The sequence below is a fragment of the Zoogloea sp. LCSB751 genome, assembly GCF_002028455.1.
GTDB lineage: Bacteria > Pseudomonadota > Gammaproteobacteria > Burkholderiales > Rhodocyclaceae > Zoogloea.
Genome location: NZ_MWUM01000001.1, coordinates 290,865 through 313,884, shown reverse-complemented (window position 1 = coordinate 313,884; position 23,020 = coordinate 290,865). Strand labels below are relative to the sequence as shown.

The window sequence follows — 23,020 nt, the reverse complement described above, 5'->3', positions numbered from 1 at the left end:
CCGTCACGCTTCCTCAGCGAAGCCGCCGGACGCGGGCGCCGAGAGCCGACAACTTCTCTTCCAGCCGCTCGTAGCCACGATCCAGGTGGTAGATACGATCCACCGTGGTTTCACCTTCGGCTACCAGGCCGGCGATGATCAGACTGGCCGAAGCACGCAGGTCGGTCGCCATCACCGTGGCGCCCTGCAGACGCTCGACGCCCTTCACGAAAGCCGTATTGCCGTCGATGCGGACGTCCGCTCCGAGACGTTGCAGCTCGACCGCATGCATGAAGCGGTTCTCAAAGATGGTCTCGCGGATCACCGCCGTGCCGCTGGCCACCGCGTTGATCGCCATGAACTGGGCCTGCATGTCGGTCGGAAAGGCCGGATAGGGCGCGGTGCGCAGACTGACCGAAGTAAGCCGCTCGGGTGCTTTCAGGCGGATGGCGTCACGCTCGCCGATCACATCGCAGCCGGCATCCATCAACTTGTCCACCACTGCGTCGAGGTAGCTGGTCGACGTGCCGGTCACGCGGATGTCGCCACCAGTGATCGCCGCTGCACACAGGTAGGTTCCGGTCTCGATGCGGTCCGGCATGATGCGGTGGGTGGCGCCATGCAGGGCAGGCACGCCCTTGATGCGGATCACGTCACCGCCGGCGCCGGAGATCTGCGCGCCCATCGCCACCAGACAGTTGGCCAGATCGACCACTTCCGGCTCGCGGGCCGCGTTTTCGATGACGGTCTCACCATCGGCCAGACAGGCCGCCATCATCAGGTTCTCGGTGCCGGTCACGGTGACCATGTCGGTGAACAGGCGGGCGCCTTTCAGCTTGGGCACCTTGGCGTTCACATAGCCATGCTCGACCTTTACCTCGGCCCCCATCGCCTGCAGGCCCTTGATGTGCTGGTCCACCGGACGGGCGCCGATCGCACAGCCACCCGGCAGGCTCACCTGCGCCTCGCCGAAGCGCGCCACGAGCGGGCCGAGCACCAGGATCGAGGCCCGCATGGTCTTGACCATCTCGTAGGACGCAACCGGGTTGTTTACCCCGCCGGCGTCCAGCGTGACGGTATCGCCATCACGACTGACCTTGACGCCCATCTGCTCGAGCAGACGCAGCAACGTGCCAATGTCGTTAAGACGCGGCACATTGGTGAAGGTCACCGGCTCGCTGGTCAGCAGCGCTGCACACAGGATGGGCAACGCTGCATTCTTGGCGCCGGAAATGGCGATCTCGCCCGACAGGCGGACGCCGCCTTCAATCAGCAGTTTATCCATGCATCAATGGGCGATCAGCCCAGTTCCTTCTGCAATTCAGCCCACTGGGTGGGCGTAAAGGTCGACAACTGGAGGGCGTGGATCTCGTTGCCCATCAGCTTGCCCAAAGTGGCATACACCGCCTGGTGCTGCCGCACGCGCGGCTTGCCTTCGAAAGCCGGGCTGACGACGATACCCGTGAAATGGGTGCCATCATCCCCTTCGATCTGCAGGAAATCACATTCAAGACCTGCGGCGATCAGCCGCTCAATTTCACTCGCCGGAAACATAGTTTCTCCTCAGGCCCGCAGCTTGTAGCCCCTGGCAAGCATTTGCAGGGTGATGGCCGCGAGCACGACAAAACAGACTGTGATGACTCCAAGGCTCGCCCATGGCGAAACGTCGGAAACCCCGAAAAACCCATACCTGAATCCGTCAATCATGAAGAAAAACGGATTGAAATGCGATACCCCCTGCCAGAAGGCCGGCAGGGAATGGATCGAGTAGAACACGCCGGAGAGCATCGTAAGCGGCATGATCAGGAAGTTCTGGAACGCTGCCAACTGATCGAACTTGTCGGCCCAGATCCCGGCGATCACGCCGAGGCTTGCAAGAAACGCGCCGCCAATCAGCGTGAAGGCAACGATCCACAGCGGCTCGGCAAAGGGCAGGTGCGCAAAGGGCAAGGCTGCCAGCAGCACGCCAATCCCGCACAGACTGCCGCGCAATACCGCCGCCAGAACATAGGCGGAATAGAACTCCCGGTAGGAAATTGGCGGCAACAGCACAAACACGATGTTGCCTGTGATCTTGCTCTGGATCAGCGACGACGAGCTGTTGGCGAAGGCGTTCTGCAGCACCGTCATCATCACCAGGCCCGGCACCAGGAAGGCCGTGTAATTGACGCCCGGGAACGGCTGGACGTGGTCCTCGAGCACGTGACCGAAGATCAATAGATAAAGCACCGCATTGAGCACCGGCGACAGCACGGTCTGGAAGCCCACCTTCCAGAAGCGCAGGCACTCCTTGTACAACAGGGTCTTGAAACCTTCCATGCTGCCTCAGTTCTGGTTCATCACGCCGACGAAGACCTGCTCCAGGTCCGGCTTGCCGAGGGCCATGTCGACGATCTCGGCGCCGGCGGACTTGAGGCCGGCAAGCAATTGCCCGACCTCGTCGAAATTATCGAAACCCAGCACCCACTGCAGGCCATCCCGGGATTGCACCCGGGCCGCCAGCTCCGGCGGCACGACGACCGGCGCCGCCAGGCGCACCTGCAGGGTATGGCTGGCAAAGCGTTGCAGCAGATTGGCCGTCGTGTCCAAGGCCACGATGCGCCCCGCCTTCAGCATGGCGATGCGCCCGCACAGGGACTCGGCCTCTTCCAGGTAGTGGGTGGTCAGCACGATGGTATGACCATCCTGGTTCAGCTTGCGGATGAACTGCCACAGACCGTGACGCAACTCCACGTCCACGCCGGCGGTCGGCTCGTCGAGGACGATGACCGGCGGGCGGTGCACCAACGCCTGGGCCACCAGCGCCCGACGCTTCATGCCCCCCGACAGCATGCGCATGTTGGAGCTGGCCTTCTCGGTCAGGTCCAGGTGATGCAGGATCTCGTCGATCCAGTCGTCGTTGTTGCGAATCCCGAAATAGCCCGACTGGATGCGCAGCATCTCGCGCACGTTGAAGAACGGATCGAAAACCAGCTCCTGGGGCACCACGCCGAGGGCCAGGCGCGCGGCGCGGTAGTCGCGGACGACATCGTGCCCCATCACCTCCAGCGTACCGGAATCCGGTCGCGCCAGCCCCGCCAGGGAGGAAATCAGGGTGGTTTTCCCCGCCCCATTGGGGCCGAGCAGGCCGAAGAATTCGCCCTGGGCCACCTCCAGGTCGACCCCGGCCAGGGCCTGGAGGGAACGGAAACGCTTGGTAACACCGGCAATGCGGATCGCTGGACTCATGGAACGGACGACAGGCTCAGCGAGCCAGAGGAAGAATGGAATCGACGTCGTAGAGGGACGCGAGACTGATCAGCGCCGCCGGCGCCTGGTCGATGGAAAGCTGCCGCCCGCCCGCCCGGGCCACGCGCAGCCAGCTCAGCAGCAGAGCCAGCGCCGCGGAATCGACCTGCGTGACACCGGACAGATCGACGATGCGGTCGCCGGTGGCGACCTGCTCGCGCCCGGCCTCCGCCACCTCGGCAACGGTGGCGACAGTCAATGGACCACTGAGGCTCAGGCGTGCGCCTTCGGCCTGGATCATTTCTTGGCCGCCGCGGGGTCGATCTGCTTGTTCTTGTCCTTCAGGGACTTGATCAGACCGTCGATCCCGCCAGCACGCACTTCCTGGCCAAACTCGTCGCGATAGTTGGTGACGAGGCTCACACCGGCCACCAGCACGTCGTACACCTTCCAGTTGTCGCCCTGCTTCTCGAGGTTGTAGTCGATCTGCACCGGCTTGGCACCGGGCTGACGAACCTTGGTACGCACGATTACGTCGGTCTCTTCCGGCTTGGCCTTCAGCGGCTCGAAATCGATCTGCTGGTTGCGGTACTTGGTCAGTGCATTGGAGTAGGTACGCACCAGCAGCGTCTTGAACTCCTGGGTCAGGATGGTCTTCTGGTCGCCGGAAGCCTGCTTCCAATCCTTGCCGACTGCCAGGCGGGTCATGTGGGCGAAGTCGAAATACGGCAGCACCTTGGTTTCCACCAGGTCGACAGCTTTGCGGGTATCCCCGGACTGGATCGCCTTGTCCTGACGGACGATGGCGATGACATCGTCGCTCACACTCTTGACCAGCACATCAGGCGCCACGGTATTGGCTGCCGCACTGAACTGGATGCCAAGACCAACAATCAGCGCGGCAAACAGGGAAGTGATGCGTTTCATTCGAGGTTTTCTTTCTTGTCGGGGGAGGAAGATTTGTCGATACCGGGGGCCGCCGCGTCCGTTGCCGTGGCGCTCTTGCCGTCGTCAGCATCCTCGTCGTCCGGATCCTTCTCGCGCGGAGGCTGCCCGTCATAGATCTGGTTGCGACGGTACTGCATGTAGAAGCTGCGCATGTAGCCGTACTTGTCCAGCGCAGCCTCGTCAGCAGCGGTATCCGCCCCCAGCAGGGCCGCACGCCGGCTGATGAGACGCAGACCGCTCACGCTGTTGCGGGCCCCTACGTCTTCGAGCTGCATGAGCGGATCAAAACGGAAGTCGCCGATGAGGGACAGACCATCGCGGACATTGCTCGACCCCAGCAGAGGCAGCACCACATAGGGGCCGTCACCCACGCCCCAGCGACCGAGGGTCTGTCCCAGGTCTTCATCGTGTTTTTCGAGGCCGATCTCGGTGGCGACGTCAAAGACACCCAGCAGGCCGACCGTGGAATTGAGCAGGAAGCGTCCGCCGTCGGACAGGCCATCGACGACCTTGCCCTGCAGCAGGTTATTGACGCCGATCCACACATCGCCGATGTTGCCGAAGAAGTTGGCGACCCCGGTCTTGACCGGCAGCGGTGCCAGGTCGTAGACCTCGGCCACCGGACGCACCACATACTTGTCCGCCGTTTCGTTGAAGCGGAAAGTCGCCCGGTTCATCGGCTCGAGGGGGTCCTTCGGATGCCCCCCGGGCCCCGCACAGGCCGCCAGCGTACAGGCCAGCCCAAGCGCCAGCAGAATGCTGTGCCCCGCTGCCATCGATTCAGGTTTGCTGTTCTTCATTGTCTTTTTTCGCCCGCAGTCAGCGCTGCGCTCTCTGCGCCAAACACCCCCACCCGTGCTTACTTCGCGGGGGCCTGATCTCCTTCTGCCGCCTTATTGAACATGAACTGGCTGATTAGTTTCTCGAGAACAACGGCAGACTGGGTCTTTTTGATGACATCACCCGGCGCAAGCGTCTTTTCCTCGCCCCCAGGATCAAGACCGAGATACTGCTCGCCAAGCAAGCCAGAGGTCAGGATGTTGGCGAAGGTGTCGGTGGGAAACTTGTAGCGCCCGTCCACCGAGAAGACAACTTCGGCCTGAAAGTGTTCATTGTCGTAGCGGATTTCGGTCACCCGCCCGACAAGCACCCCAGCGCTCTTCACCGGCGCACGCACCTTGAGACCACCGATGTTGTCGAAACGAGCGCTGAGGCTATAAGGCGACTGGACGTCCGACCCGGAAATGCTGCCGACCTTGAGGGCCAGGAACAACAACGCGGCGATACCCATTGCCACGAAAACACCGACCCACAGGTCGAGCGTCGTGCGACTCATCATAGACCTCGGAACATGAAAGACGTCATTACAAAATCGAGCGCCAGAATGGCCAGCGCCGAACTCACGACGGTACGCGTGATGGCCCGGGACACCCCCTCGGCGGTCGGCACACAGTCGTAACCTTCGAACACCGCGATCAGCGACACAGCAACGCCGAACACGGCGCTCTTGAACACGCCGTTGAGCACGTCATAGCGAAAATCGACGGCAGCCTGCATCTGCGACCAGAAGGCCCCGTCATCGACACCGATGAAGACCACCCCGATCAGCCAGCCGCCGAAGATCCCCATTGTCGAGAACAGCGCCGCCAGCAGCGGCATGGATACCACGCCGCCCCAGAAACGGGGCGCCACCACGCGGGCGATCGGATTGACCGCCATCATGTCCATCGCCTTGAGCTGCTCGGTCACCTTCATCAGGCCGATCTCGGCGGTCACCGCCGAACCGGCCCGGCTGGCGAACAGCAGACCGGCCACGACCGGACCGAGTTCCCGCAACAGGGACAAAGCCACCATCGTGCCCATCGCCTCGCTGGAACCATAGCGCTGCAGGATCTCGTAGCCCTGCAGGCCCAGCACCAGCCCGACGAACAGGCCAGATACCAGAATGATCAGCAGCGACATCACGCCGCTGAAATACAGCTCGCGGATCGTCAGGTGCAACCGCATGAAGGACTGCCCCGAATAGCGCAGGATCAGCACGAAAAAGCGGGCGATGAACCCGAACTGCCAAACCCCGTTGACCGCCAGGGACCCCAGCTTGCGCAACACGCCGCCCATCAGCCGGCCCATCAGCCGGCCCCTCCGACCAGCGCCGTTGCGTAATCACCGGCGGGGTAGTGGAAAGGCACCGGGCCATCGGCCTCGGCATGCACGAACTGATGCACGAACGGATCGGAGGTGTTGCGGATCTCGTCCGGCGTTCCCTGGGCCACGACCCGCCCTTCGGAAATGAAATAGATGTAGTCCACGATCTGCAGGGACTCCTGGATGTCGTGGGTGACGATCAGCGAGCTGGCGCCGAGCGCGTTGTTCAGACGGCGGATCAGCTGCCCGATCACACCAAGGGAAATCGGGTCGAGGCCGGTGAAGGGCTCGTCGTACATCAGCAGCATCGGATCGAGGGCGATCGTCCGCGCCAGCGCGACGCGGCGCGCCATGCCGCCCGACAGTTCTCCCGGCCGCAGCTGGGCCGCCCCACGCAAACCAACGGCATGCAGCTTCATCAGCACCAGATCGTTGATCAGCTCAGGCGGCAGATCGGTGTGTTCGCGCAGCGGGAAAGCCACGTTGTCGAACACCGTCATGTCGGTGAACAACGCGCCGAACTGGAACAGCATGCCCATGCGCCGACGCAACGCATACAAGTCTTCGCGACCAAGGGCCCCAACGTCCTGTCCATCAACCAGCACGCGACCACCAACGGCGCGCTCCTGCCCGCCGATCAACCGCAGCAGCGTGGTCTTGCCGCAACCGCTGCCCCCCATGATGGCAACCACCTGCCCACGCGAAATGGATAGGGAAATGTCGCGCAGGATCGTCCGCTCGCCGTAGGCGAAGCGCACATTCTCAAGACGGACAAGAGGCTCGGACATAGGGAAATGCTGCGTTGCGGGAGCGCGATTGTAACAGACGCATTTGGCCATGACATGCTTCAAGGTTCGACATGAAGGGGAAATATGTCGTCACATCAATGTCTTGAGCGCGCCCCAGCGGGCTTTACCGGAGCGGTTTATAATGCGCGGTTTCGTTCCATCCGCGACTTTCCCGCCCATGCAGGACAAATACCTTCCCGCCGAAATCGAACGCGCCGCCCAGCAGCACTGGGACAGCACGGCAGCCTTCCGCGTCACTGCCGACGCGTCGAAGCCCAAGTACTACTGCCTGTCCATGTTCCCGTACCCGTCGGGCAAGCTGCACATGGGCCACGTGCGCAACTACACGATTGGTGACGTGCTGTCCCGCTTCCACAAGATGAAGGGCTACAACGTCCTGCAGCCGATGGGCTGGGACGCCTTCGGCCTGCCCGCCGAGAACGCCGCGATCAAGAACCAGGTTCCGCCGGCCAAGTGGACCTACGACAACATCGCCTACATGAAGCAGCAGCTCAAGTCGCTGGGTTTCGCCATCGACTGGAGCCGCGAGCTGGCCACCTGCACCCCCGAGTACTACAAGTGGAACCAGTGGCTGTTCCTGCGCATGCTCGAAAAGGGCATCGCCGAGCGCAAGACCCAGGTCGTCAACTGGGACCCGGTTGACCAGACCGTGCTCGCCAACGAGCAGGTCATCGACGGCCGCGGCTGGCGCACCGGCGCCCTCGTCGAAAAGCGCGAGATCCCCGGCTACTACCTGAAGATCACCGACTACGCCGACGAGCTGCTGTCCGATCTGGACACCCTCACGGGCTGGCCGGAGCGGGTCAAGCTGATGCAGGCCAACTGGATCGGCAAGAGCACCGGCGTGCGCTTCGCCTTCAGCCACGACATCGCCGATGAAAACGGCCCGATCGGCGACGGCAAGCTGTGGGTGTTCACCACCCGCGCCGACACCATCATGGGCGTCACCTTCTGCGCGGTGGCCGCCGAGCACCCGCTGGCTCTTCACGCAGCCCAGGACAAACCCGAACTCGCCGCCTTCATCGAGAAGTGCAAGCACGGCTCCGTGATGGAAGCCGACATGGCGACGATGGAGAAGGAAGGCCTGCCCACCGGCCTGTTCGTCACCCACCCGCTGACCGGCAAGCAAGTCGAAGTGTGGGTCGGCAACTACGTGCTGATGAGCTATGGCGACGGCGCCGTGATGGGCGTGCCCGCCCACGACGAGCGCGACTTCGCCTTCGCCAAAAAATACAACCTGCCCATCGAGCAGGTCGTCGCCCTCGGCGACAAGCCCTACTCCACCGACGCCTGGGAAGAGTGGTACGGCAGCAAGGATGGCGCCTGCGTCAATTCCGGCAAATACGATGGCCTCGGCTATGAAGCCGCCGTGGACGCGATTGCGGCCGACCTGGCAGGCAAGGACGTCGGCGAGAAGAAGATCCAGTGGCGCCTGCGCGACTGGGGCATCTCCCGTCAGCGTTACTGGGGCTGCCCGATCCCCATCATCCACTGTGACGACTGCGGCTCGGTGCCGGTACCCGACGACCAGCTGCCGGTGGTGCTGCCCGAAGACTGCGTACCGGACGGCTCCGGCAACCCGCTGCACAAGCGCGCCGACTTCCTCGAAACCCCCTGCCCGTGCTGCGGCAAGCCGGCCCGTCGCGAAACCGACACCATGGACACCTTCGTGGACTCGTCCTGGTACTACGCCCGCTACGCGACCAGGTTCGGCGCCGACAAAATGGTGGACGACGAAACCAATTACTGGATGACCGTCGACCAGTACATCGGTGGCATCGAGCACGCCATCCTGCACCTGCTCTATTCCCGCTTCTGGACCAAGGTGATGGGCGACCTGGGCCTCGTGACCTATCGCGAACCGTTCGCCCACCTGCTGACCCAGGGCATGGTTCTCAACAACGCCTTCTTCCACAAGCCCGAAGGCGGCGGCAAGAACTACTTCTGGGAAAGCGAGATCGACGTCCAGAAGGACGCCAAGGGCCAGATCACCGGCGCGACGCTGAAGAAGGACGGCACCGTGCTCGAGCACGAGCTGACCACCATGTCCAAGTCGAAGAACAACGGCGTGGATCCGCAGGCGCTCATCGAGCAATACGGCGCCGACACCGCGCGCTTCTTCATGATGTTCGCCGCACCGCCCGAGCAGACCCTCGAGTGGTCCGACGCCGGCGTCGAAGGCGCCTACCGCTTCCTGCGCCGGGTGTGGAGCTTCGGCCACCTGCTCGCCAGCGAGATCCGTCCGCAGATCGGCACCGAACGCAGCCTCAACAGCGCCAAACTGCCCGAGGCGCTGGCCAGCTTCCGCCGCGAGATCCACCTGCTCCTCAAGCAGGCCAACTACGACCTCGGCAAGCAGCAATTCAACACCGTAGCCTCCTCCACGATGAAGATGCTCAACGCCCTCGAAAAGGCGCCCCGCGAAGGCGCGCTGGCAGCCGAAGTGATCGAGGAGTGCTTCGGCATCCTGCTGCGCGTACTGTCGCCGCTCACCCCGCACATCAGCCATGCCCTGTGGGCCGAGCTCGGCTACGGCGAGGACATCCTCGGTGCAGCCTGGCCGGAGCCCCTCGACGCCGCGCTGGCGCAGGACGAGATCGAGCTGATGCTGCAGGTCAACGGCAAGCTGCGTGGCGCGCTGCGTGTCCCGGCCGATGCCGCCAAGGACGCGATCGAAGCTGCGGCGCTGGCCAACGAGGCGGCCGTCAAGTTCATGGAAGGCAAGCCGGCCAAGAAGGTCGTGGTCGTCCCCGGCCGTCTCGTCAACATCGTCTGCTGATCCCAGAAGGGGCCCGCATCATGCGCACCGTCGCCAGCCTCCTGCTCGTCACCGTTCTCTCCGGCTGCAATACCGCGGCCGAAAGGCTGGTCTACGAAGGTATCCGGCAGGAAAACGCCCGGCAGCAAGCACAGCCTGGCCACGACACCGCGCCCGATCCGGCGGGCCCCGACTTCGACGCCTACACCAAGGAACGGCAGCGCCTACAAAAGGAATCGCGCCCATGAGCCAGCTCCCCTCACCCGCCCGCCGCCGGGCCCTCGCCGCAATCGGCGCAGCGCCGCTGCTACTGCTCGCCGGCTGCGGCTTCCAGCTGCGCGGTCCGCGGCCGCTGCCCTTCGACTCGATCTACCTGGGGATGTACCAGTACTCCGACCTGGCCGCCGCCATCCGCCGCCAGATCCGAGCAAGCAGCACGACCCGCATCGTCGATACACCGGAAGAAGCCCAGGTTCGCCTGGAAGTGCTCGCCGACGCCAAAGAAAAAGCCATCCTGGCCCTCAATGCCCAGGGCCGCGTACGTGAGTACCAATTGCGCCAACGCTTCTACTTTCGCGTCGTGGACAAGGCGGGCCGGGAAGTCCTTGCCCCCAATGAGATCTACCTGAAGCGCGACCTCGCCTTCGACGACTCCCAGCTGCTCGCCAAAGAGCAGGAGGAAATCCTGCTCTACCGGGACATGCAGGGCGATCTCGTCCAACAACTGATGCGGCGCCTGGCTGCAGCAAAGATGCCCGAAGCCGAGCCCAAGCCGTGAATCTGCGCCCGGATCAGCTCGCCGCCCAACTCGACAAGCCCCTCTCCCCGCTCTACCTGCTGCACGGCAACGAACCCCTGCTGGTGCTCGAAGCCGGCGACGCCATCCGCGCCGCCGCCCGCAAGCAGGGCCATGAAGAGCGGGAAGTCCTGGTCGCCGGCCAAGGGTTCCGCTGGGAATCCCTGCAGGCGGCCGCCGGCAACCTATCCCTGTTCGGCGCCAGCAAGCTGGTGGACCTCCGCATTCCCAACGGCAAGCCCGGCCGCGAAGGCGGCGAGGCACTGCAGCGCTACGCCCGTCACCTGGATGACGGCGTCGTCACCCTCATCACGCTACCCGAAATCGACTGGGCAACCCGCAAGGCCGCCTGGTTCGTCACCCTTGCCGAGGCCGGCGTGGCCGTCGAGCTCAATGCCCCGGAACGGGAACGCCTCCCCGAATGGATCGCACTGCGCCTCAACCGCCAGCAGCAGAAGGCGGATGCGGACGCGCTGAACTTCATCGCCGATCACGTGGAAGGCAATCTGCTCGCCGCCCACCAGGAAATCCTCAAACTGGGCCTGCTCCACCCACCCGGCCCTCTGAACCTGGAAACGGTACGCGATGCGGTGCTCAACGTGGCCCGCTACGACGTGGACAAACTCCGCCAGGCCCTGCTGGAAGGCGACGCCGGCCGTTGCGCGCGCCTGCTGGAAGGCCTCAAGGGCGAAGGCGAGGCACCGCCGCTGGTGCTGTGGACGCTGGCCAACGAGATCCGCACCCTCGCCAGCCTCCGCCTCGGCCTGGATGAAGGCCAGCCCCTGCCGAACCTTCTGAAGGCCGAGCGGGTCTACGAAGAACGCCGCAAGCAGGCCATCCAGCGCGCCCTGCCGCGCCTGAACTCCGCCATCCTGCGCACCTCCATCTTGCACGCCGCAAAGATTGACCGGATGATCAAGGGTCTGGCCAGCGGCGACGTATGGGATGAATTCCTCCAGCTGTGCCTGCGCCTCACCCGCGGCACAGCCACCCAGCAAGCCCCGGCCCGGCGCTGAGCCCCGCGCCACCAACCGAGACGAGACGACGAAGATGGACATCAAGACCTACATGCAGACCGTCGGTCGCCAGGCCCGCGCCGCATCGCGTGGCGTGGCCGCCGCCTCCACCGACGCCAAGAACAAGGCCCTCCTCGCGATGGCCGCCGAGATCCGCGCGCGCAAGGCCGAACTGGCCGCCGCCAACCGCCAGGATCTCGAGGAAGCCCGTGCCAACGGCCTCGAGCCAGCGATGATCGACCGCCTGACCCTGTCCGAAAAGGGCATCGAGGCCATGGCCGTCGGCCTGGAGCAGGTTGCTGCGCTGCCCGACCCGGTCGGCGAGATGACCGACCTCAAGCGCCGCCCGTCCGGCATCACCGTCGGCAAGATGCGCGTACCGCTGGGCGTCATCGGCATCATCTACGAGGCCCGCCCCAACGTCACCGCCGACGCCGCCGCCCTGTGCCTGAAGTCCGGCAACGCCGCCATCCTGCGCGGCGGCAAGGAAGCCCTGCACTCCAACCAGGCGATCGCCGCCTGTGTGCGTGCCGGCCTCGCCGCCGCCGGCTTGCCGGAAGCCGCCGTCCAGGTCATCGAAACCACCGACCGCGCTGCCGTTGGCGAACTCATCACCATGCCCGAGTTCGTGGACGTCATCGTACCCCGCGGCGGAAAGGGCCTCATCGAGCGCATCTCCAACGAAGCCCGCGTGCCGGTGATCAAGCACCTGGACGGCAACTGCCACGTTTACGTGGACGAATTCGCCGATCCCGCCAAGGCGCTCGCCATCGTCGAGAATGCCAAGACCCAGCGCTACGGCACCTGCAACACCACCGAATCCCTGCTGGTTGATGCCAGTGTCGCCGGCGCCCAACTGCCCGCCATTGGCACCATGCTGGCCGGCAAGGGCGTCGAGCTGCGCGCCTGCCCGATCTCGCTCGCCATCCTGCGCGAAGCCGGCATCGCCGACGCCCAGCTCAAGGCCGCTTCGGAATCGGACTGGAGCGAGGAATTCCTCGCGCCGATCATCGCCATCAAGGTCGTTGACGGGCTCGACGAAGCCATTGCCCACATCAACACCCATTCGTCCCAGCACACCGAAGCCATCGTCACCGAGAACTACACCCGCGCCATGCGCTTTCTGCGCGAGGTGGACTCATCCTCGGTAATGATCAACGCATCGACCCGCTTTGCCGACGGCTTCGAGTATGGACTCGGTGCGGAGATCGGCATTTCCACCGACAAGATCCACGCCCGCGGCCCAGTCGGCCTCGAAGGCCTCACCAGCCAGAAGTGGATCGTCTTCGGCGAAGGCCAGGTCCGCGCCTGACCCTAAGCGACTCCGACGCCAGCCGGAGATCTTCTCGGCCAGGATGCAACGCCCGTTCGAATCGCAGAACAATGCGAAGGACGGGCGTTTGACCATACCGATACCCAGGAGAGACCAGCCATACCTTTCAGCTCCAGGCAGCGTCACTCTGCCCCCCTCCTCACCAGCCTGGCCTGCCAGGCAGTCGACATTACCGGCGTCCATTTCAACGATCGCAGTAGACTGGCCTGCAGGGTGCGGGGCCGCGCACGCAATTCCGCGCCGATGTCTATGTATGATGCCATTGCCCTTGAGTTGCCGGGCTGCGCGGAAACACCCCACGGAATTGCCGCTCTATCCGGCCACAAGCGCATTCAGTTCTTCGCTCCGCGCAACCGCGTCGCCGAACAATTGACAGAGGCATTGATGAACAGCTTCCAGAAAGACCTGGATGCCGATGAGCACGCACCCGCACCCACGCAGCATGGATTTTCATAATGCCGTGCTGCCAATCCTGCTCGATGAAAAGCCCGTGCCTCAGGAGCGCAAGAAAGCCCTGCCGGGCAAAAGCGGACACCCTTGCCGAGCCGACAAGGGCGGGCGCACAATCCGGCCATGCATGTTTCTCCTCTGTGCAGTTCCGGCACTCCACCGACACAGTTTGCCGCCGTCATGCCGACGCCTTTCGGCCGGATCGGTATTGCCACACTCGCCGGATATATCGACCATATCGCCTTTCTGCCCGCCGACCACCCACTGCAATCGGCATGCGACGAACTGGCCGAAAAAGCTGCCGGGCAAATTGAGCACTATCTGCAAGACCCCGACAGCCGATTCGAACTTCCACTACTCATTCAGGGCTCCACCTACCGCCGCCGGATATGGGCCGCCATCGCCGCCATCCCCCGCGGACGGACACGTACCTACGGCGATATCGCGAGAGACATCCACAGCATTCCGCGCGCGGTTGGCCAAGCCTGCGGAGACAATCCCTTCCCGATCGTCATTCCATGCCACCGGGTCGTCACCGCCGCCGGCATCGGTGGTTTTGCCCATAATGAAAAGGGCTTTCTGATCGATATCAAGCGCTGGCTATTGATCCACGAACGAAATTCAGCCTGGGCCGGAGAAATTCAAGGCCATCTCTTTGAAACTCAACCGGACCCGCTCGGTCAACCCGTCGTGTAAGTCACGATTCATTTCCATAAAAGCCATGTCCCGCCAAGATCAAAATGCGCCGGAAACACCGGCCACCCGTTTCCTGCGCCAGCACAAGACAGCCTATTCCGCCCACCTCTATAACTACGAGGAACACGGCGGCACCCGTGTATCGGCCCGCGAGCTGAATGTTCCGGAACATGCCGTCGTCAAGACGCTGGTGATGGAAGACGAAGCACACCAGCCTTTAATCATATTGATGCACGGAGACCGCAAGGTTTCCACGAAGGAGCTGGCGCGACAGGCTGGCCACAAACAGATAAGCCCCTGCGACCCCGCGGTTGCGCAACGCCACACGGGTTATCTGGTTGGCGGCACATCCCCTTTCGGCACCAAGAAAGCGCTACCCGTCTTTATGGAAAGCAGCATACTCGACCTCCCCCTGATTTATATCAACGGCGGACGTCGCGGTTTTCTCGTAGGGGTTCACCCCCACGATCTGCTACAAATACTCCACCCCAAGTTGGTAAGCGTAGCCCTGGAATAAATGAAAATAAAACACTTGCCAAATCATCTGAAAATGGTGGCAAAATAAGAAAGAGAATAAAGATCCTACAAGACGGCACCATTCATTTGCCGCGCCACATCAACTGCAGCCCAGCACCAAGCTGAAGGAAAGAAATCGCCATGGACATCTCCTCGCTCTCCCTTGCCGAATTGCGTCGCCTTCAAACCAAAGTCGAAACCGAGATTCGTCGCCGCTCCGACACCGCCAAGAAAGATCTGCTGAAGCGCATGCAGAAGCTGGCTGCCGAACACGGCATGAGCCTGACCGAAGTGATCGGCCAGGAATCCACCGAAAAGGCAGCTCCGGCCCCGAAGAAGACCGCCGCCAAGCCGGCCAAGAAAGCCGCCGCCAAACCGGCTTCGGTCATCAAGTTCCGCCACCCGGAAAATGCCGCCATCGGCTGGACCGGTCATGGCCGCAAACCCCAGTGGGTAATCGACTGGCTCGCCCAGGGCAAGCCCCTCGATGAATTGCGCGCGGAAGCCCCCGTTACTTCCGCCTGACCCTCAGCAGGGTTTGCCGCCGTTTCAGCGCGGCAGACCCGCTGTCGGAGCGAGTGCCGGTGGCTCTCCCCCATTGCGGCCGCGCTCGATGAATACCCCCACGCGCTTTACATCCTTCATTACCCCCATCTTCGCTATGGCGAGTTTGACCCACGGGGCATCGAATTCGTCGAACAACAAATTGACGACGAATTCGCCGAGCGTTTCGATCAGATTGAATTGCCGGACCGCCAGCTCCTTGCGAATCCGTTCAATCACTTTTGCGTAATCGATGGTGTCGGCAATGTCGTCATGCTCCGCCGCCGCATCCGGCACGCCGAATGTGAGATTCAGTTCCAGCGTCTGCTCGGCCACCCTCTCGCGCGGATAAATGCCGACACGGGATTTGACCCGCAATGCCTCGATAAAAATAAAATCCATCGTCCGTCCCAGCTAAAATCGCGCCCATCCTGGTCAGCGCTCAAAACAACATGCAACTCGCGCTTCTGCTCGTCGCCGCCTATCTGCTCGGTTCCATTCCCTTCGCGGTCGTCGTATCCCGACTTTTCGGGATGGCCGACCCGCGCACCTATGGTTCGGGCAATCCCGGCGCCACCAACGTCCTGCGCAGCGGCAATAAACTCGCCGCCGCCCTGACGCTGCTGGGCGATGCCTTCAAGGGCTGGCTGGCCGTTACGCTTGCCGCCACCTTTGCAGCCCCCCTGGGCCTCGGCACGCCTGCCGTCGCTGCCGCAGGCCTCGCCGCCTTCCTCGGCCACGTCTTTCCCATCTTCCTGCGCTTCAAGGGCGGCAAGGGCGTAGCCACCGCCGCCGGGGTACTGCTCGGCGCCAGCGGCTGGCTGGGACTGGCCACGGCCGGCGTATGGCTGCTCGTGGCCTTCGCGTTCCGCTATTCATCCCTTGCTGCCCTGAGCGCCGCCCTAGCCGCGCCCCTGCTGAGCGTTCTGCTCGGCCTCGGCCATACCTGGGCCATCGCCATCGGCGGCATGTCCGCCCTGCTGATCTGGCGCCACAAAGACAACATCAAGCGTCTGCGGGCGGGCCAGGAAGGACGCATCGGCGGCAAGAAGAAGTCCGCCTAAGCCACCTCTCAGGCCGCGACGGGCGGCACGATCTCCTGCAGACTCCATCGGGGCCTGACGGCAAAGCGCCCATCCCCCTCTCCACCCTGCTCACCAGCGGCAAAGCGCAGGGCGCCGGCAAACGCAATCATCGCGCCGTTGTCGGTGCACAGTTCGAGCTCGGGGTAATACACCGCGGCCTTCCGCTTGGCGGCAGCCGCGTCCAGTTGAGCCCGCAGCGCGAGGTTGGCGCCAACGCCACCAGCCACGACAAGTTGCTTCAAGCCAGTATGGCGCAGTGCCGCCATCGACTTGGCAACGAGCACCTCCACCGCTGCAGCCTGGAATTCGGCCGCCAGATCGGCCTTGTCCTCATCCCGGAAATCGGGGGCCGTCGCCGCCGTCAGAACAGCCGTTTTCAAACCGCTGAAACTGAAATCGAAATCCTTGCTGTGCAGCATCGGGCGCGGCAGCTTGAAACGGCCAGGCATCCCCTGCAAGGCCAGTTTCGCGAGGGCAGGTCCGCCGGGATAGCCCAGCCCAATGAGCTTGGCCGTCTTGTCGAAGGCCTCACCGGCTGCGTCGTCTACCGTCTCACCCAGCAGCACATAATCGCCGACACCGGCCACCCGCATCAGCTGCGTATGCCCGCCCGAAACCAGCAGGGCCACGAACGGGAAAGTCGGCGGCTTCGCCGACAGCAGCGGCGACAACAGATGTCCTTCGAGGTGGTGCACCGGCAGAACCGGCACCTCCAGCGCTACACCCAGGGCTTCGGCGACGCTCGCACCGACCAGCAGCGCGCCAGCCAAGCCCGGCCCTGCCGTGTAGGCGATGGCGTCGATATCGCCGAGCACGAGCCCGGAGGCCTCCAGGACCTCCCGCAGCAGGAGGGGCAGGCGCCGGATATGGTCGCGGGAGGCCAGTTCCGGCACCACGCCACCATAAGCCGCATGAAGATCGATCTGGGAGTGCAGACGATGGGCCAGCAACAAACCTTTGTCGGTGTCGTATATCGCGACGCCGGTCTCGTCACAGGAGGATTCGATACCCAGAACAAGCATTGGCACGCCCTCAGAAAAACCGGGATTTTACCCTGCGACGGACGACAAAGCGAAAAGTGGACTTGGTAGACCCAATCGACTTGGTTATACTCTTATTCTTTCCGTCCAAAGAATTTTCAAGGAAGCACGCAATGCCGGGTATCCGCGTCAAAGAAAACGAGCCGTTTGAAGTTGCCATCCGCCGCTTCAAGCGCACCATCGAAAAAGTGGGCCTGCTGCCCGAACTCCGCTCCCGCGAGTTCTACGAAAAGCCGACCGCTGAGCGCAAGCGCAAGCTGGCTGCCGCGGTCAAGCGCCATCACAAGCGCCTTCGCAGCCAGACCCTGCCCCCGAAGATGTACTAAGCAACACCCGCGAGTACACGCTTCCCGATCGCCACGCGATACGCGCTTTTGCGCGAGCGCGTGGCGTTTGTGCTTTTCGTTGCGCCGAACATCCATTCACGGCGCTGCCGGCCTCCGGGCCGCCTCCAGCAAGGACCCCCCATGTCTCTCAAAGTCCGCATCAACGACGACATGAAGGCCGCCATGCGCGCCAAGGAAACTGCCCGTCTGTCGGCTCTGCGCCTGCTTCTCGCCGCCATCAAGCAAAAGGAAGTGGACGAGCGCATCGAGCTGGACGACGCAGCAGTGGTCGCCGTCGTAGACAAGATGCTCAAACAACGCCGTGACTCCGTATCCCAGTACGAGGCCGCCCAGCGCTTCGACCTGGCCAACGCCGAACGCTTCGAGATCGAGGTTCTGTCGGCCTACAAGCCCGCCGGCCTGAGCACCGAGCAGATCGTCGCCATCATCGACGAAGCCGTCACCAGCACCGGCGCCATCGGCCCGGCCGACATGGGCAAGCTGATGGCTGTCCTCAAGCCACAACTGGCCGGCAAGGCCGACATGGCCGAAGTCTCCAAACTGGTGAAATCCCGCCTCGGCAACTAGGATTCATGGGGACGGCGCCCATGCGCGCCTGCCCTAGATCATGATTCCGCAATCCTTCATCCAGGATCTTCTCGCCCGCGTCGATATCGTCGAGGTCATCGAACGCTACCTTCCGCTAAAGAAGGGCGGCGCGAACTACTTCGCCTGCTGCCCCTTTCACGGCGAGAAATCGGCGTCGTTTTCCGTCAGCCCGGCCAAGCAGTTCTACCACTGCTTCGGCTGCGGCGTGCACGGCAGTGCGATCAGCTTCCTGATGGAATACAGCGGCCTCGGCTTCGTCGATGCCGTGAAGGAGCTCGCCTCCGGCGTGGGCATGGAAGTCCCCCAGGACGACCTCACCCCCAAGCACGACCGCAGCCATGAGCACTCCCTTACCGAGCAGATGGCCCAGGCCGCCCGTTTCTACAAGGAACAGCTGAAGCGCAGCCCGGTCGCCATCGACTATCTGAAGGGCCGCGGCCTGACCGGAGAGATCGCCGCCCGCTACGGCCTCGGCTACGCCCCGGAAGGCTGGCAGTCCCTGCAGGCCGCCTTTGCCGACTACAGCGCCGCCAGTCTGCTGGAGTGCGGCCTGGTCCTCGAGAACGAGCAGGGGCGCCGCTACGACCGCTTCCGCGACCGCATCATCTTCCCGATCCAGGACCAGCGTGGCAACGTGATCGGTTTCGGGGGGCGCGTGCTTGGCAAGGGCGAACCCAAGTACCTCAACTCGCCGGAAACGCCGATCTTCGAGAAGGGGCGCGAACTCTATGGACTCGTACAGGCCCGCCAGAGCATCCGCGACCAGGGCGCCGTGCTGGTCGTCGAAGGCTACATGGACGTGGTCGGCCTCGCCCAGTTCGGCGTCGCCAACGCCGTTGCCACCCTCGGCACCGCCGCCACGCCGCATCACATCCAGAAGCTGCTGCGCCTCACCGACCGGGTAGTGTTCTGCTTCGACGGCGACGCTGCCGGCCGTCGCGCCGCCGGGCGGGCCCTCGAAGTCAGCCTCGAACACCTGGCCGACAACAAGACCATCAACTTCCTGTTCCTCCCCGAGGAGCACGACCCCGACAGTTTCGTGCGCGCCGAAGGACCCGAAGCCTTCCGGGTTGCAATGAACGGCGCCCTGCCGCTGGCCGAGTTCCTGCTCGCCGAACTCAGAAAGGACATCGACCTGGCCACCGCCGAGGGCTGCGCCAAGCTCGTCCACGAAGCCAAGCCCCTGGTCACGCGCATCGGCGCCCCGCTGCTGCGCCTGCAGGTCATCAAGATGCTCGCCGAGGCGGCTGGCTTCACCCAGGCCGAGGTCGAACAGGCTTTCGGCCTCAAGGCCGCGGCAGCGCCCCGCCAGTTCGACGCCCCCCCACCCTTCGAGCGCGGCTTCCGCGGCAAGGGCCGCTCCGGCGACGACTGGAACGGAGAGCGCAGCTTCCGCGGCGGACGCCGGAACGGACCGGGCTTCCCGCGCCTGGCACCACGCCAGGCTCCGCAAAGCCCGGTGAAAACCCTTCTGAAAGTCGTCGTCCAGCACCCCCTGTGGGCCGCCCGCCTGCCGATCGACCTGCTGCCCGACGACACACCGGAGGGCCGTGCGCTGATCGCCATCACCGATGCGATGAGCATCGGCGACCTGCCGACCCACGGCATCGGCGCACTGCTCGAACACTACCGGGACACCCCCCATGCCGAACTACTGGCAAAAGTCGCCGGGCAACTGGCCGACACGGCCTTCGACGAGGCCACGATTGAACCCTTGTTCAATGACACGATCCAGAAGCTTGAAGCCGACGCAATCAGCCACCAGATCGACGCACTGACCGCCCGCGAGCGGGAAAGCGGCCTCAATCCGGTCGAAAGACGACAACTGGCAGAGTTACTACTGCACAAACAGAAGCTCCGTGTACGCACAAAAGTATCGGATTCGTAATATAATTTTCGGTTTCGCGAAATTCGCCGCGAGCCAATCGACGACACATCGAGGACTGCCATGACCACCGACAAAGCCAAACAACCGCGCAAAGCACCAGCCAAGCCGCGAGCAGCGAAGGTCAAGGACAAACTCGCCCCGATGATCGCCGAGGCCCCCTCGGCGGAAGAGGCAGAGGTTCGTCGTACCCGGCTGAAAAGCCTGATCGCCCTCGGCAAGGAACGGGGCTACCTGACCTACGCCGAAATCAACGACCACCTGCCCGACGACCTGGTGGACGCTGAACAGATCGAATCGATCATCACCACCTTCAACGACATGGGCATCCAGGTCTTCGACGTGGCCCCGGCCGCCGAAGATCTCCTGATGTCCGAAGTCGCGCCCACGGTGGTGGACGACGAGCAGGCGGAAGCCGAAGCCGAGCAGACCCTGTCTGCAGTCGATTCCGAATTCGGCCGCACCACCGACCCGGTCCGCATGTACATGCGTGAAATGGGCACCGTGGAACTCCTCACCCGCGAAGGCGAAATCGAGATCGCCAAGCGCATCGAGGAAGGCCTCAAGCACATGATTCAGGCCATCTCCGCCTGCCCAACGACGATCGCCGACATCCTCGATGCCGCTGACAAGATCAGCAAGGACGAGATGCGCATCGACGAACTCATCGATGGTCTGATCGACCCCAATGCGGTTGAGGACATTGAGGAACTCGCCGACAGCGAAGACCTGGACGTGGACGATGCCGACGAAGAGGAAGACGAGGATGAAAGCGGTGGCGGCGGCGCCCAATCGGCCTCCCTCATCAAGCTGAAGACCGAAGCGCTGGAGCGCTTCGCGACCCTGCGCGACCTCTACGAGAAGATGTCCGCGACCCTTCAGAAGAAGGGTTTCCAGGACAAGATCTACCTGAAGTATCAGGAACAGGTCTCCAATGAACTGATGAACATCCGCTTCACCGCCCGCACCACCGAAAGGCTGTGCGACGCGGTGCGCCACATGGTGGACCAGGCCCGCGCCCACGAACGCAAGATCCTGCACCTCTGTGTAGACAAGGCCGGCATGCCGCGCCCTCACTTCATCAAGAGCTTCCCGGGCAACGAAACCGATCTGGACTGGCTAAAGAAGGAAATCGCCAGCGGCCCCAAGAATGCGCCGGTTCTGATGCGCATGCAGCCCGCCGTACTCGAGGAGCAGCAGAAGCTGATCGACCTGGAAGCACGCATCGGCATCCCGCTGAGGGAGCTCAAGGACATCAACAAGCAGATGTCCACCGGTGAAGCCAAGGCCCGCCGCGCCAAGCGCGAAATGACCGAGGCCAACCTGCGCCTGGTGATCTCCATCGCCAAGAAGTACACCAACCGCGGCCTGCAGTTCCTCGACCTGATCCAGGAAGGCAACATCGGTCTGATGAAGGCCGTGGACAAGTTCGAATACCGTCGCGGCTACAAGTTCTCCACCTACGCCACGTGGTGGATCCGCCAGGCCATCACCCGTTCGATCGCCGACCAGGCCCGCACCATCCGTATCCCGGTGCACATGATCGAGACGATCAACAAGATGAACCGGATCTCCCGCCAGATCCTGCAGGAAACCGGCAACGAGCCCGATCCGCAGACGCTGGCCGAGAAGATGGAAATGCCCGAGGAGAAGATCCGCAAGATCCTCAAGATCTCCAAGGAGCCCATCTCCATGGAGACCCCGATCGGCGACGACGACGACTCCCACCTGGGCGACTTCATCGAGGACAACGCGACCCTGGCCCCGGCCGAAGCAGCGCTGTACTCCAGCCTGCGCGACGCCACCAAGGAAGTGCTGGACTCCCTCACCCCGAGGGAAGCCAAGGTACTTCGCATGCGTTTCGGTATCGAGATGAACACCGACCACACGCTGGAAGAAGTGGGCAAGCAGTTCGACGTGACCCGCGAGCGCATCCGCCAGATCGAAGCCAAGGCGCTGCGCAAGCTGCGTCACCCGAGCCGTTCCGAGCGCCTGCGCAGCTTCCTCGACAACGAAGCGTAATACTGAAAACCCCGCCGTCCGGCTCGCGCCTTTATGCCGAACGACGGGTAGCAGCCTCGCCTCAGCGGGGCGTAGCTGCTAGAATCGCGGTTTCGGGCCTGTAGCTCAGTCGGTTAGAGCAGAGGACTCATCAATGGTGACTTTCGCCGGAAACGGCGACTGAAAAATCGGGTGAATTCAGGGAACCCTGCCCGCGTAGCAATACGCGAACGGCAACCCTGAGCCAAGCCGGAGCTACAGCTCCGGAAGGTGCAGAGACTAGCGGAGGGATCGAGTTCCCTTAATGACCGCCACGAGCGCCCGACGCCTGAACACGTCAATGCAGTTACCGACGTGAAGGCGATGAGATAGTCCAGCGCACGCACGAAGCTCCTTCCCTGCGGCAGGGGCATCAGCGACGAAAGTCGCAGTGTGACGAATCCTTTGGTCCAGGGTTCGAGCCCCTGCGGGCCCACCAGATCAACCCCAGTCGGAAACGACTGGGGTTTTTCTTTTATCCGTGCCCGATCGGCCTATACTGATTTTGCGCTGGCGTTCGCCGACGCATACCAGGAGTCAATCATGACCAAGGCCAGACAGAGCAACAAGGAAGCAAAGAAGAAACCGCTACTGAACCCGAAGGAAAAGAAGGCTGCGAAGCACGCCCGCAAGCATGCCCTTGAAACGGTTCCCTTCCTGCCTCCCCACTAGCTTCGCGTTAGCAGCTTCTGCCCTCTGCAGCAAATACAAACAGCCTGACCTTGGTCAGGCTTTTTATTGGGGCAGCGCGTCCTGAACAACGTCAATAGCACGCCCATGCAGATACGTATTTCGGTGCCAGAGGACATGGCTTTGGC

Annotated in this window: 27 protein-coding genes; 15 read left to right on the top strand and 12 right to left on the bottom strand. The window is 63.2% G+C overall.

The genetic code is table 11. The features are described from left to right. Positions 1-13: 13 nt before the first annotated feature. From murA to B4920_RS01470, 10 genes are read right to left on the bottom strand one after another with little or no spacing between them, the layout of a single operon-like run. On the bottom strand, positions 14-1,264 hold the full coding sequence (murA, locus tag B4920_RS01515; RefSeq protein WP_079432830.1) for a UDP-N-acetylglucosamine 1-carboxyvinyltransferase: 1,251 nt from the start codon (positions 1,262-1,264) through the stop codon (positions 14-16). Positions 1,265-1,278: 14 nt separating this feature from the next. After that, on the bottom strand, positions 1,279-1,533 hold the full coding sequence (locus B4920_RS01510) for a BolA family protein (protein ID WP_079432829.1): 255 nt from the start codon (positions 1,531-1,533) through the stop codon (positions 1,279-1,281). Positions 1,534-1,542: 9 nt separating this feature from the next. Beyond that, positions 1,543-2,298, bottom strand: coding sequence for an ABC transporter permease (locus tag B4920_RS01505; RefSeq protein WP_079432828.1), 756 nt, complete (start codon positions 2,296-2,298; stop codon positions 1,543-1,545). A 6-nt stretch (positions 2,299-2,304) separates the two neighbouring features. Then, positions 2,305-3,207 (bottom strand): ABC transporter ATP-binding protein, encoded by a 903-nt coding sequence (locus B4920_RS01500; RefSeq protein ID WP_079432827.1) that lies wholly within the window; start codon positions 3,205-3,207, stop codon positions 2,305-2,307. A gap of 16 nt (positions 3,208-3,223) precedes the next feature. Beyond that, the gene (locus B4920_RS01495) at positions 3,224-3,508 is read right to left on the bottom strand and encodes a lipid asymmetry maintenance protein MlaB (protein WP_079432826.1); all 285 of its coding nucleotides are present in this window, start codon (positions 3,506-3,508) and stop codon (positions 3,224-3,226) included. Next, positions 3,505-4,134 (bottom strand): phospholipid-binding protein MlaC, encoded by a 630-nt coding sequence (locus B4920_RS01490; RefSeq protein WP_079432825.1) that lies wholly within the window; start codon positions 4,132-4,134, stop codon positions 3,505-3,507. The genes B4920_RS01495 and B4920_RS01490 overlap by 4 nt, the downstream gene beginning before the upstream one ends. Then, positions 4,131-4,955: a VacJ family lipoprotein gene (locus B4920_RS01485; RefSeq protein ID WP_254050807.1), complete on the bottom strand. Its 825-nt coding sequence runs from the start codon at positions 4,953-4,955 to the stop codon at positions 4,131-4,133. Before B4920_RS01485 ends, B4920_RS01490 begins: the two co-directional genes overlap by 4 nt. Positions 4,956-5,014: 59 nt before the next feature. Beyond that, a complete protein-coding gene (gene mlaD, locus B4920_RS01480) occupies positions 5,015-5,491 on the bottom strand; it encodes an outer membrane lipid asymmetry maintenance protein MlaD (protein WP_079432824.1) in 477 nt (158 codons plus the stop codon). After that, positions 5,491-6,273, bottom strand: coding sequence for a lipid asymmetry maintenance ABC transporter permease subunit MlaE (mlaE, locus tag B4920_RS01475; RefSeq protein ID WP_079433113.1), 783 nt, complete (start codon positions 6,271-6,273; stop codon positions 5,491-5,493). The genes mlaD and mlaE overlap by 1 nt, the downstream gene beginning before the upstream one ends. An 11-nt stretch (positions 6,274-6,284) precedes the next feature. Continuing rightward, positions 6,285-7,088 (bottom strand): ABC transporter ATP-binding protein, encoded by an 804-nt coding sequence (locus B4920_RS01470; RefSeq protein ID WP_079432823.1) that lies wholly within the window; start codon positions 7,086-7,088, stop codon positions 6,285-6,287. A gap of 178 nt (positions 7,089-7,266) precedes the next feature. On the opposite strand from B4920_RS01470, the gene leuS reads away from it, so the two are divergent. From leuS to B4920_RS01425, 9 genes are all read left to right on the top strand, one after another. Next, positions 7,267-9,888 carry a leucine--tRNA ligase gene (leuS, locus tag B4920_RS01465; protein WP_079433112.1) on the top strand — a complete coding sequence of 874 codons (2,622 nt, stop codon included), beginning with the start codon at positions 7,267-7,269 and terminating at the stop codon, positions 9,886-9,888. A gap of 20 nt (positions 9,889-9,908) precedes the next feature. Then, positions 9,909-10,115 carry a hypothetical protein gene (locus B4920_RS01460; protein WP_079432822.1) on the top strand — a complete coding sequence of 69 codons (207 nt, stop codon included), beginning with the start codon at positions 9,909-9,911 and terminating at the stop codon, positions 10,113-10,115. Next, complete coding sequence (gene lptE / locus B4920_RS01455; RefSeq protein ID WP_079432821.1) at positions 10,112-10,645, top strand: LPS assembly lipoprotein LptE; 534 nt, start codon at positions 10,112-10,114, stop codon at positions 10,643-10,645. The genes B4920_RS01460 and lptE overlap by 4 nt, the downstream gene beginning before the upstream one ends. Then, a complete protein-coding gene (gene holA, locus B4920_RS01450) occupies positions 10,642-11,679 on the top strand; it encodes a DNA polymerase III subunit delta (protein WP_079432820.1) in 1,038 nt (345 codons plus the stop codon). Before lptE ends, holA begins: the two co-directional genes overlap by 4 nt. A 34-nt stretch (positions 11,680-11,713) precedes the next feature. Next, a complete protein-coding gene (locus tag B4920_RS01445) occupies positions 11,714-12,991 on the top strand; it encodes a glutamate-5-semialdehyde dehydrogenase (RefSeq protein ID WP_079432819.1) in 1,278 nt (425 codons plus the stop codon). Positions 12,992-13,261: 270 nt separating this feature from the next. Next, a complete protein-coding gene (locus B4920_RS01440) occupies positions 13,262-13,468 on the top strand; it encodes a hypothetical protein (protein WP_139379401.1) in 207 nt (68 codons plus the stop codon). A 117-nt stretch (positions 13,469-13,585) separates the two neighbouring features. Beyond that, positions 13,586-14,158 (top strand): methylated-DNA--[protein]-cysteine S-methyltransferase, encoded by a 573-nt coding sequence (locus B4920_RS01435; RefSeq protein ID WP_079432817.1) that lies wholly within the window; start codon positions 13,586-13,588, stop codon positions 14,156-14,158. Between the two features lie 25 nt (positions 14,159-14,183). Next, positions 14,184-14,675, top strand: a complete 492-nt coding sequence (gene ybaK, locus B4920_RS01430; protein WP_079432816.1) for a Cys-tRNA(Pro) deacylase — start codon at positions 14,184-14,186, stop codon at positions 14,673-14,675. 140 nt (positions 14,676-14,815) lie between these two features. Beyond that, the gene (locus B4920_RS01425; RefSeq protein ID WP_079432815.1) at positions 14,816-15,199 is read left to right on the top strand and encodes an H-NS family nucleoid-associated regulatory protein; all 384 of its coding nucleotides are present in this window, start codon (positions 14,816-14,818) and stop codon (positions 15,197-15,199) included. 24 nt (positions 15,200-15,223) lie between these two features. On the opposite strand, the gene B4920_RS01420 is transcribed toward B4920_RS01425, so the two are convergent. Next, positions 15,224-15,619: a dihydroneopterin aldolase gene (locus B4920_RS01420; RefSeq protein WP_079432814.1), complete on the bottom strand. Its 396-nt coding sequence runs from the start codon at positions 15,617-15,619 to the stop codon at positions 15,224-15,226. A 50-nt stretch (positions 15,620-15,669) separates the two neighbouring features. Here B4920_RS01420 and plsY point away from each other — a divergent pair, with 50 nt between their 5' ends. After that, positions 15,670-16,281: a glycerol-3-phosphate 1-O-acyltransferase PlsY gene (gene plsY / locus B4920_RS01415; protein WP_079432813.1), complete on the top strand. Its 612-nt coding sequence runs from the start codon at positions 15,670-15,672 to the stop codon at positions 16,279-16,281. Positions 16,282-16,289: 8 nt separating this feature from the next. Here plsY and tsaD read toward each other — a convergent pair whose 3' ends face one another. Next, positions 16,290-17,324, bottom strand: a complete 1,035-nt coding sequence (tsaD, locus tag B4920_RS01410) for a tRNA (adenosine(37)-N6)-threonylcarbamoyltransferase complex transferase subunit TsaD (protein WP_079432812.1) — start codon at positions 17,322-17,324, stop codon at positions 16,290-16,292. Positions 17,325-17,455: 131 nt separating this feature from the next. Between tsaD and rpsU the strand changes: the two genes are divergently transcribed. The 5 genes from rpsU to B4920_RS30725 all read left to right on the top strand — a co-directional run bounded on the left by rpsU (position 17,456) and on the right by B4920_RS30725 (position 22,874). After that, a complete protein-coding gene (gene rpsU / locus B4920_RS01405; RefSeq protein WP_079432811.1) occupies positions 17,456-17,668 on the top strand; it encodes a 30S ribosomal protein S21 in 213 nt (70 codons plus the stop codon). A gap of 141 nt (positions 17,669-17,809) precedes the next feature. Further along, positions 17,810-18,256, top strand: coding sequence for a GatB/YqeY domain-containing protein (locus B4920_RS01400; protein WP_079432810.1), 447 nt, complete (start codon positions 17,810-17,812; stop codon positions 18,254-18,256). A 40-nt stretch (positions 18,257-18,296) separates the two neighbouring features. Further along, on the top strand, positions 18,297-20,165 hold the full coding sequence (gene dnaG / locus B4920_RS01395; RefSeq protein WP_079432809.1) for a DNA primase: 1,869 nt from the start codon (positions 18,297-18,299) through the stop codon (positions 20,163-20,165). 60 nt (positions 20,166-20,225) lie between these two features. Next, positions 20,226-22,184, top strand: a complete 1,959-nt coding sequence (rpoD, locus tag B4920_RS01390; protein WP_079432808.1) for an RNA polymerase sigma factor RpoD — start codon at positions 20,226-20,228, stop codon at positions 22,182-22,184. A 561-nt stretch (positions 22,185-22,745) separates the two neighbouring features. Beyond that, complete coding sequence (locus B4920_RS30725) at positions 22,746-22,874, top strand: hypothetical protein (RefSeq protein ID WP_256376077.1); 129 nt, start codon at positions 22,746-22,748, stop codon at positions 22,872-22,874. The last annotated feature ends 146 nt before the right edge of the window (positions 22,875-23,020 follow it).

Coding starts and splice junctions, on each gene's coding strand:
- ybaK (WP_079432816.1), top strand. CDS start 14,184: ATGTCCCGCCAAGATCAAAATGCGCCGGAAACACCGGCCACCCGTTTC.
- B4920_RS01460 (WP_079432822.1), top strand. CDS start 9,909: ATGCGCACCGTCGCCAGCCTCCTGCTCGTCACCGTTCTCTCCGGCTGC.
- leuS (WP_079433112.1), top strand. CDS start 7,267: ATGCAGGACAAATACCTTCCCGCCGAAATCGAACGCGCCGCCCAGCAG.
- B4920_RS01485 (WP_254050807.1), bottom strand. CDS start 4,955: ATGAAGAACAGCAAACCTGAATCGATGGCAGCGGGGCACAGCATTCTG.
- B4920_RS01500 (WP_079432827.1), bottom strand. CDS start 3,207: ATGAGTCCAGCGATCCGCATTGCCGGTGTTACCAAGCGTTTCCGTTCC.
- tsaD (WP_079432812.1), bottom strand. CDS start 17,324: ATGCTTGTTCTGGGTATCGAATCCTCCTGTGACGAGACCGGCGTCGCG.
- B4920_RS01490 (WP_079432825.1), bottom strand. CDS start 4,134: ATGAAACGCATCACTTCCCTGTTTGCCGCGCTGATTGTTGGTCTTGGC.
- plsY (WP_079432813.1), top strand. CDS start 15,670: ATGCAACTCGCGCTTCTGCTCGTCGCCGCCTATCTGCTCGGTTCCATT.
- mlaE (WP_079433113.1), bottom strand. CDS start 6,273: ATGGGCGGCGTGTTGCGCAAGCTGGGGTCCCTGGCGGTCAACGGGGTT.
- B4920_RS01425 (WP_079432815.1), top strand. CDS start 14,816: ATGGACATCTCCTCGCTCTCCCTTGCCGAATTGCGTCGCCTTCAAACC.
- B4920_RS01400 (WP_079432810.1), top strand. CDS start 17,810: ATGTCTCTCAAAGTCCGCATCAACGACGACATGAAGGCCGCCATGCGC.
- B4920_RS01435 (WP_079432817.1), top strand. CDS start 13,586: ATGCATGTTTCTCCTCTGTGCAGTTCCGGCACTCCACCGACACAGTTT.
- mlaD (WP_079432824.1), bottom strand. CDS start 5,491: ATGAGTCGCACGACGCTCGACCTGTGGGTCGGTGTTTTCGTGGCAATG.
- B4920_RS01510 (WP_079432829.1), bottom strand. CDS start 1,533: ATGTTTCCGGCGAGTGAAATTGAGCGGCTGATCGCCGCAGGTCTTGAA.
- B4920_RS01495 (WP_079432826.1), bottom strand. CDS start 3,508: ATGATCCAGGCCGAAGGCGCACGCCTGAGCCTCAGTGGTCCATTGACT.
- dnaG (WP_079432809.1), top strand. CDS start 18,297: ATGATTCCGCAATCCTTCATCCAGGATCTTCTCGCCCGCGTCGATATC.
- rpoD (WP_079432808.1), top strand. CDS start 20,226: ATGACCACCGACAAAGCCAAACAACCGCGCAAAGCACCAGCCAAGCCG.
- B4920_RS01445 (WP_079432819.1), top strand. CDS start 11,714: ATGGACATCAAGACCTACATGCAGACCGTCGGTCGCCAGGCCCGCGCC.
- rpsU (WP_079432811.1), top strand. CDS start 17,456: ATGCCGGGTATCCGCGTCAAAGAAAACGAGCCGTTTGAAGTTGCCATC.
- B4920_RS01440 (WP_139379401.1), top strand. CDS start 13,262: ATGTATGATGCCATTGCCCTTGAGTTGCCGGGCTGCGCGGAAACACCC.
- murA (WP_079432830.1), bottom strand. CDS start 1,264: ATGGATAAACTGCTGATTGAAGGCGGCGTCCGCCTGTCGGGCGAGATC.
- B4920_RS01505 (WP_079432828.1), bottom strand. CDS start 2,298: ATGGAAGGTTTCAAGACCCTGTTGTACAAGGAGTGCCTGCGCTTCTGG.
- B4920_RS01470 (WP_079432823.1), bottom strand. CDS start 7,088: ATGTCCGAGCCTCTTGTCCGTCTTGAGAATGTGCGCTTCGCCTACGGC.
- B4920_RS30725 (WP_256376077.1), top strand. CDS start 22,746: ATGACCAAGGCCAGACAGAGCAACAAGGAAGCAAAGAAGAAACCGCTA.
- lptE (WP_079432821.1), top strand. CDS start 10,112: ATGAGCCAGCTCCCCTCACCCGCCCGCCGCCGGGCCCTCGCCGCAATC.
- B4920_RS01420 (WP_079432814.1), bottom strand. CDS start 15,619: ATGGATTTTATTTTTATCGAGGCATTGCGGGTCAAATCCCGTGTCGGC.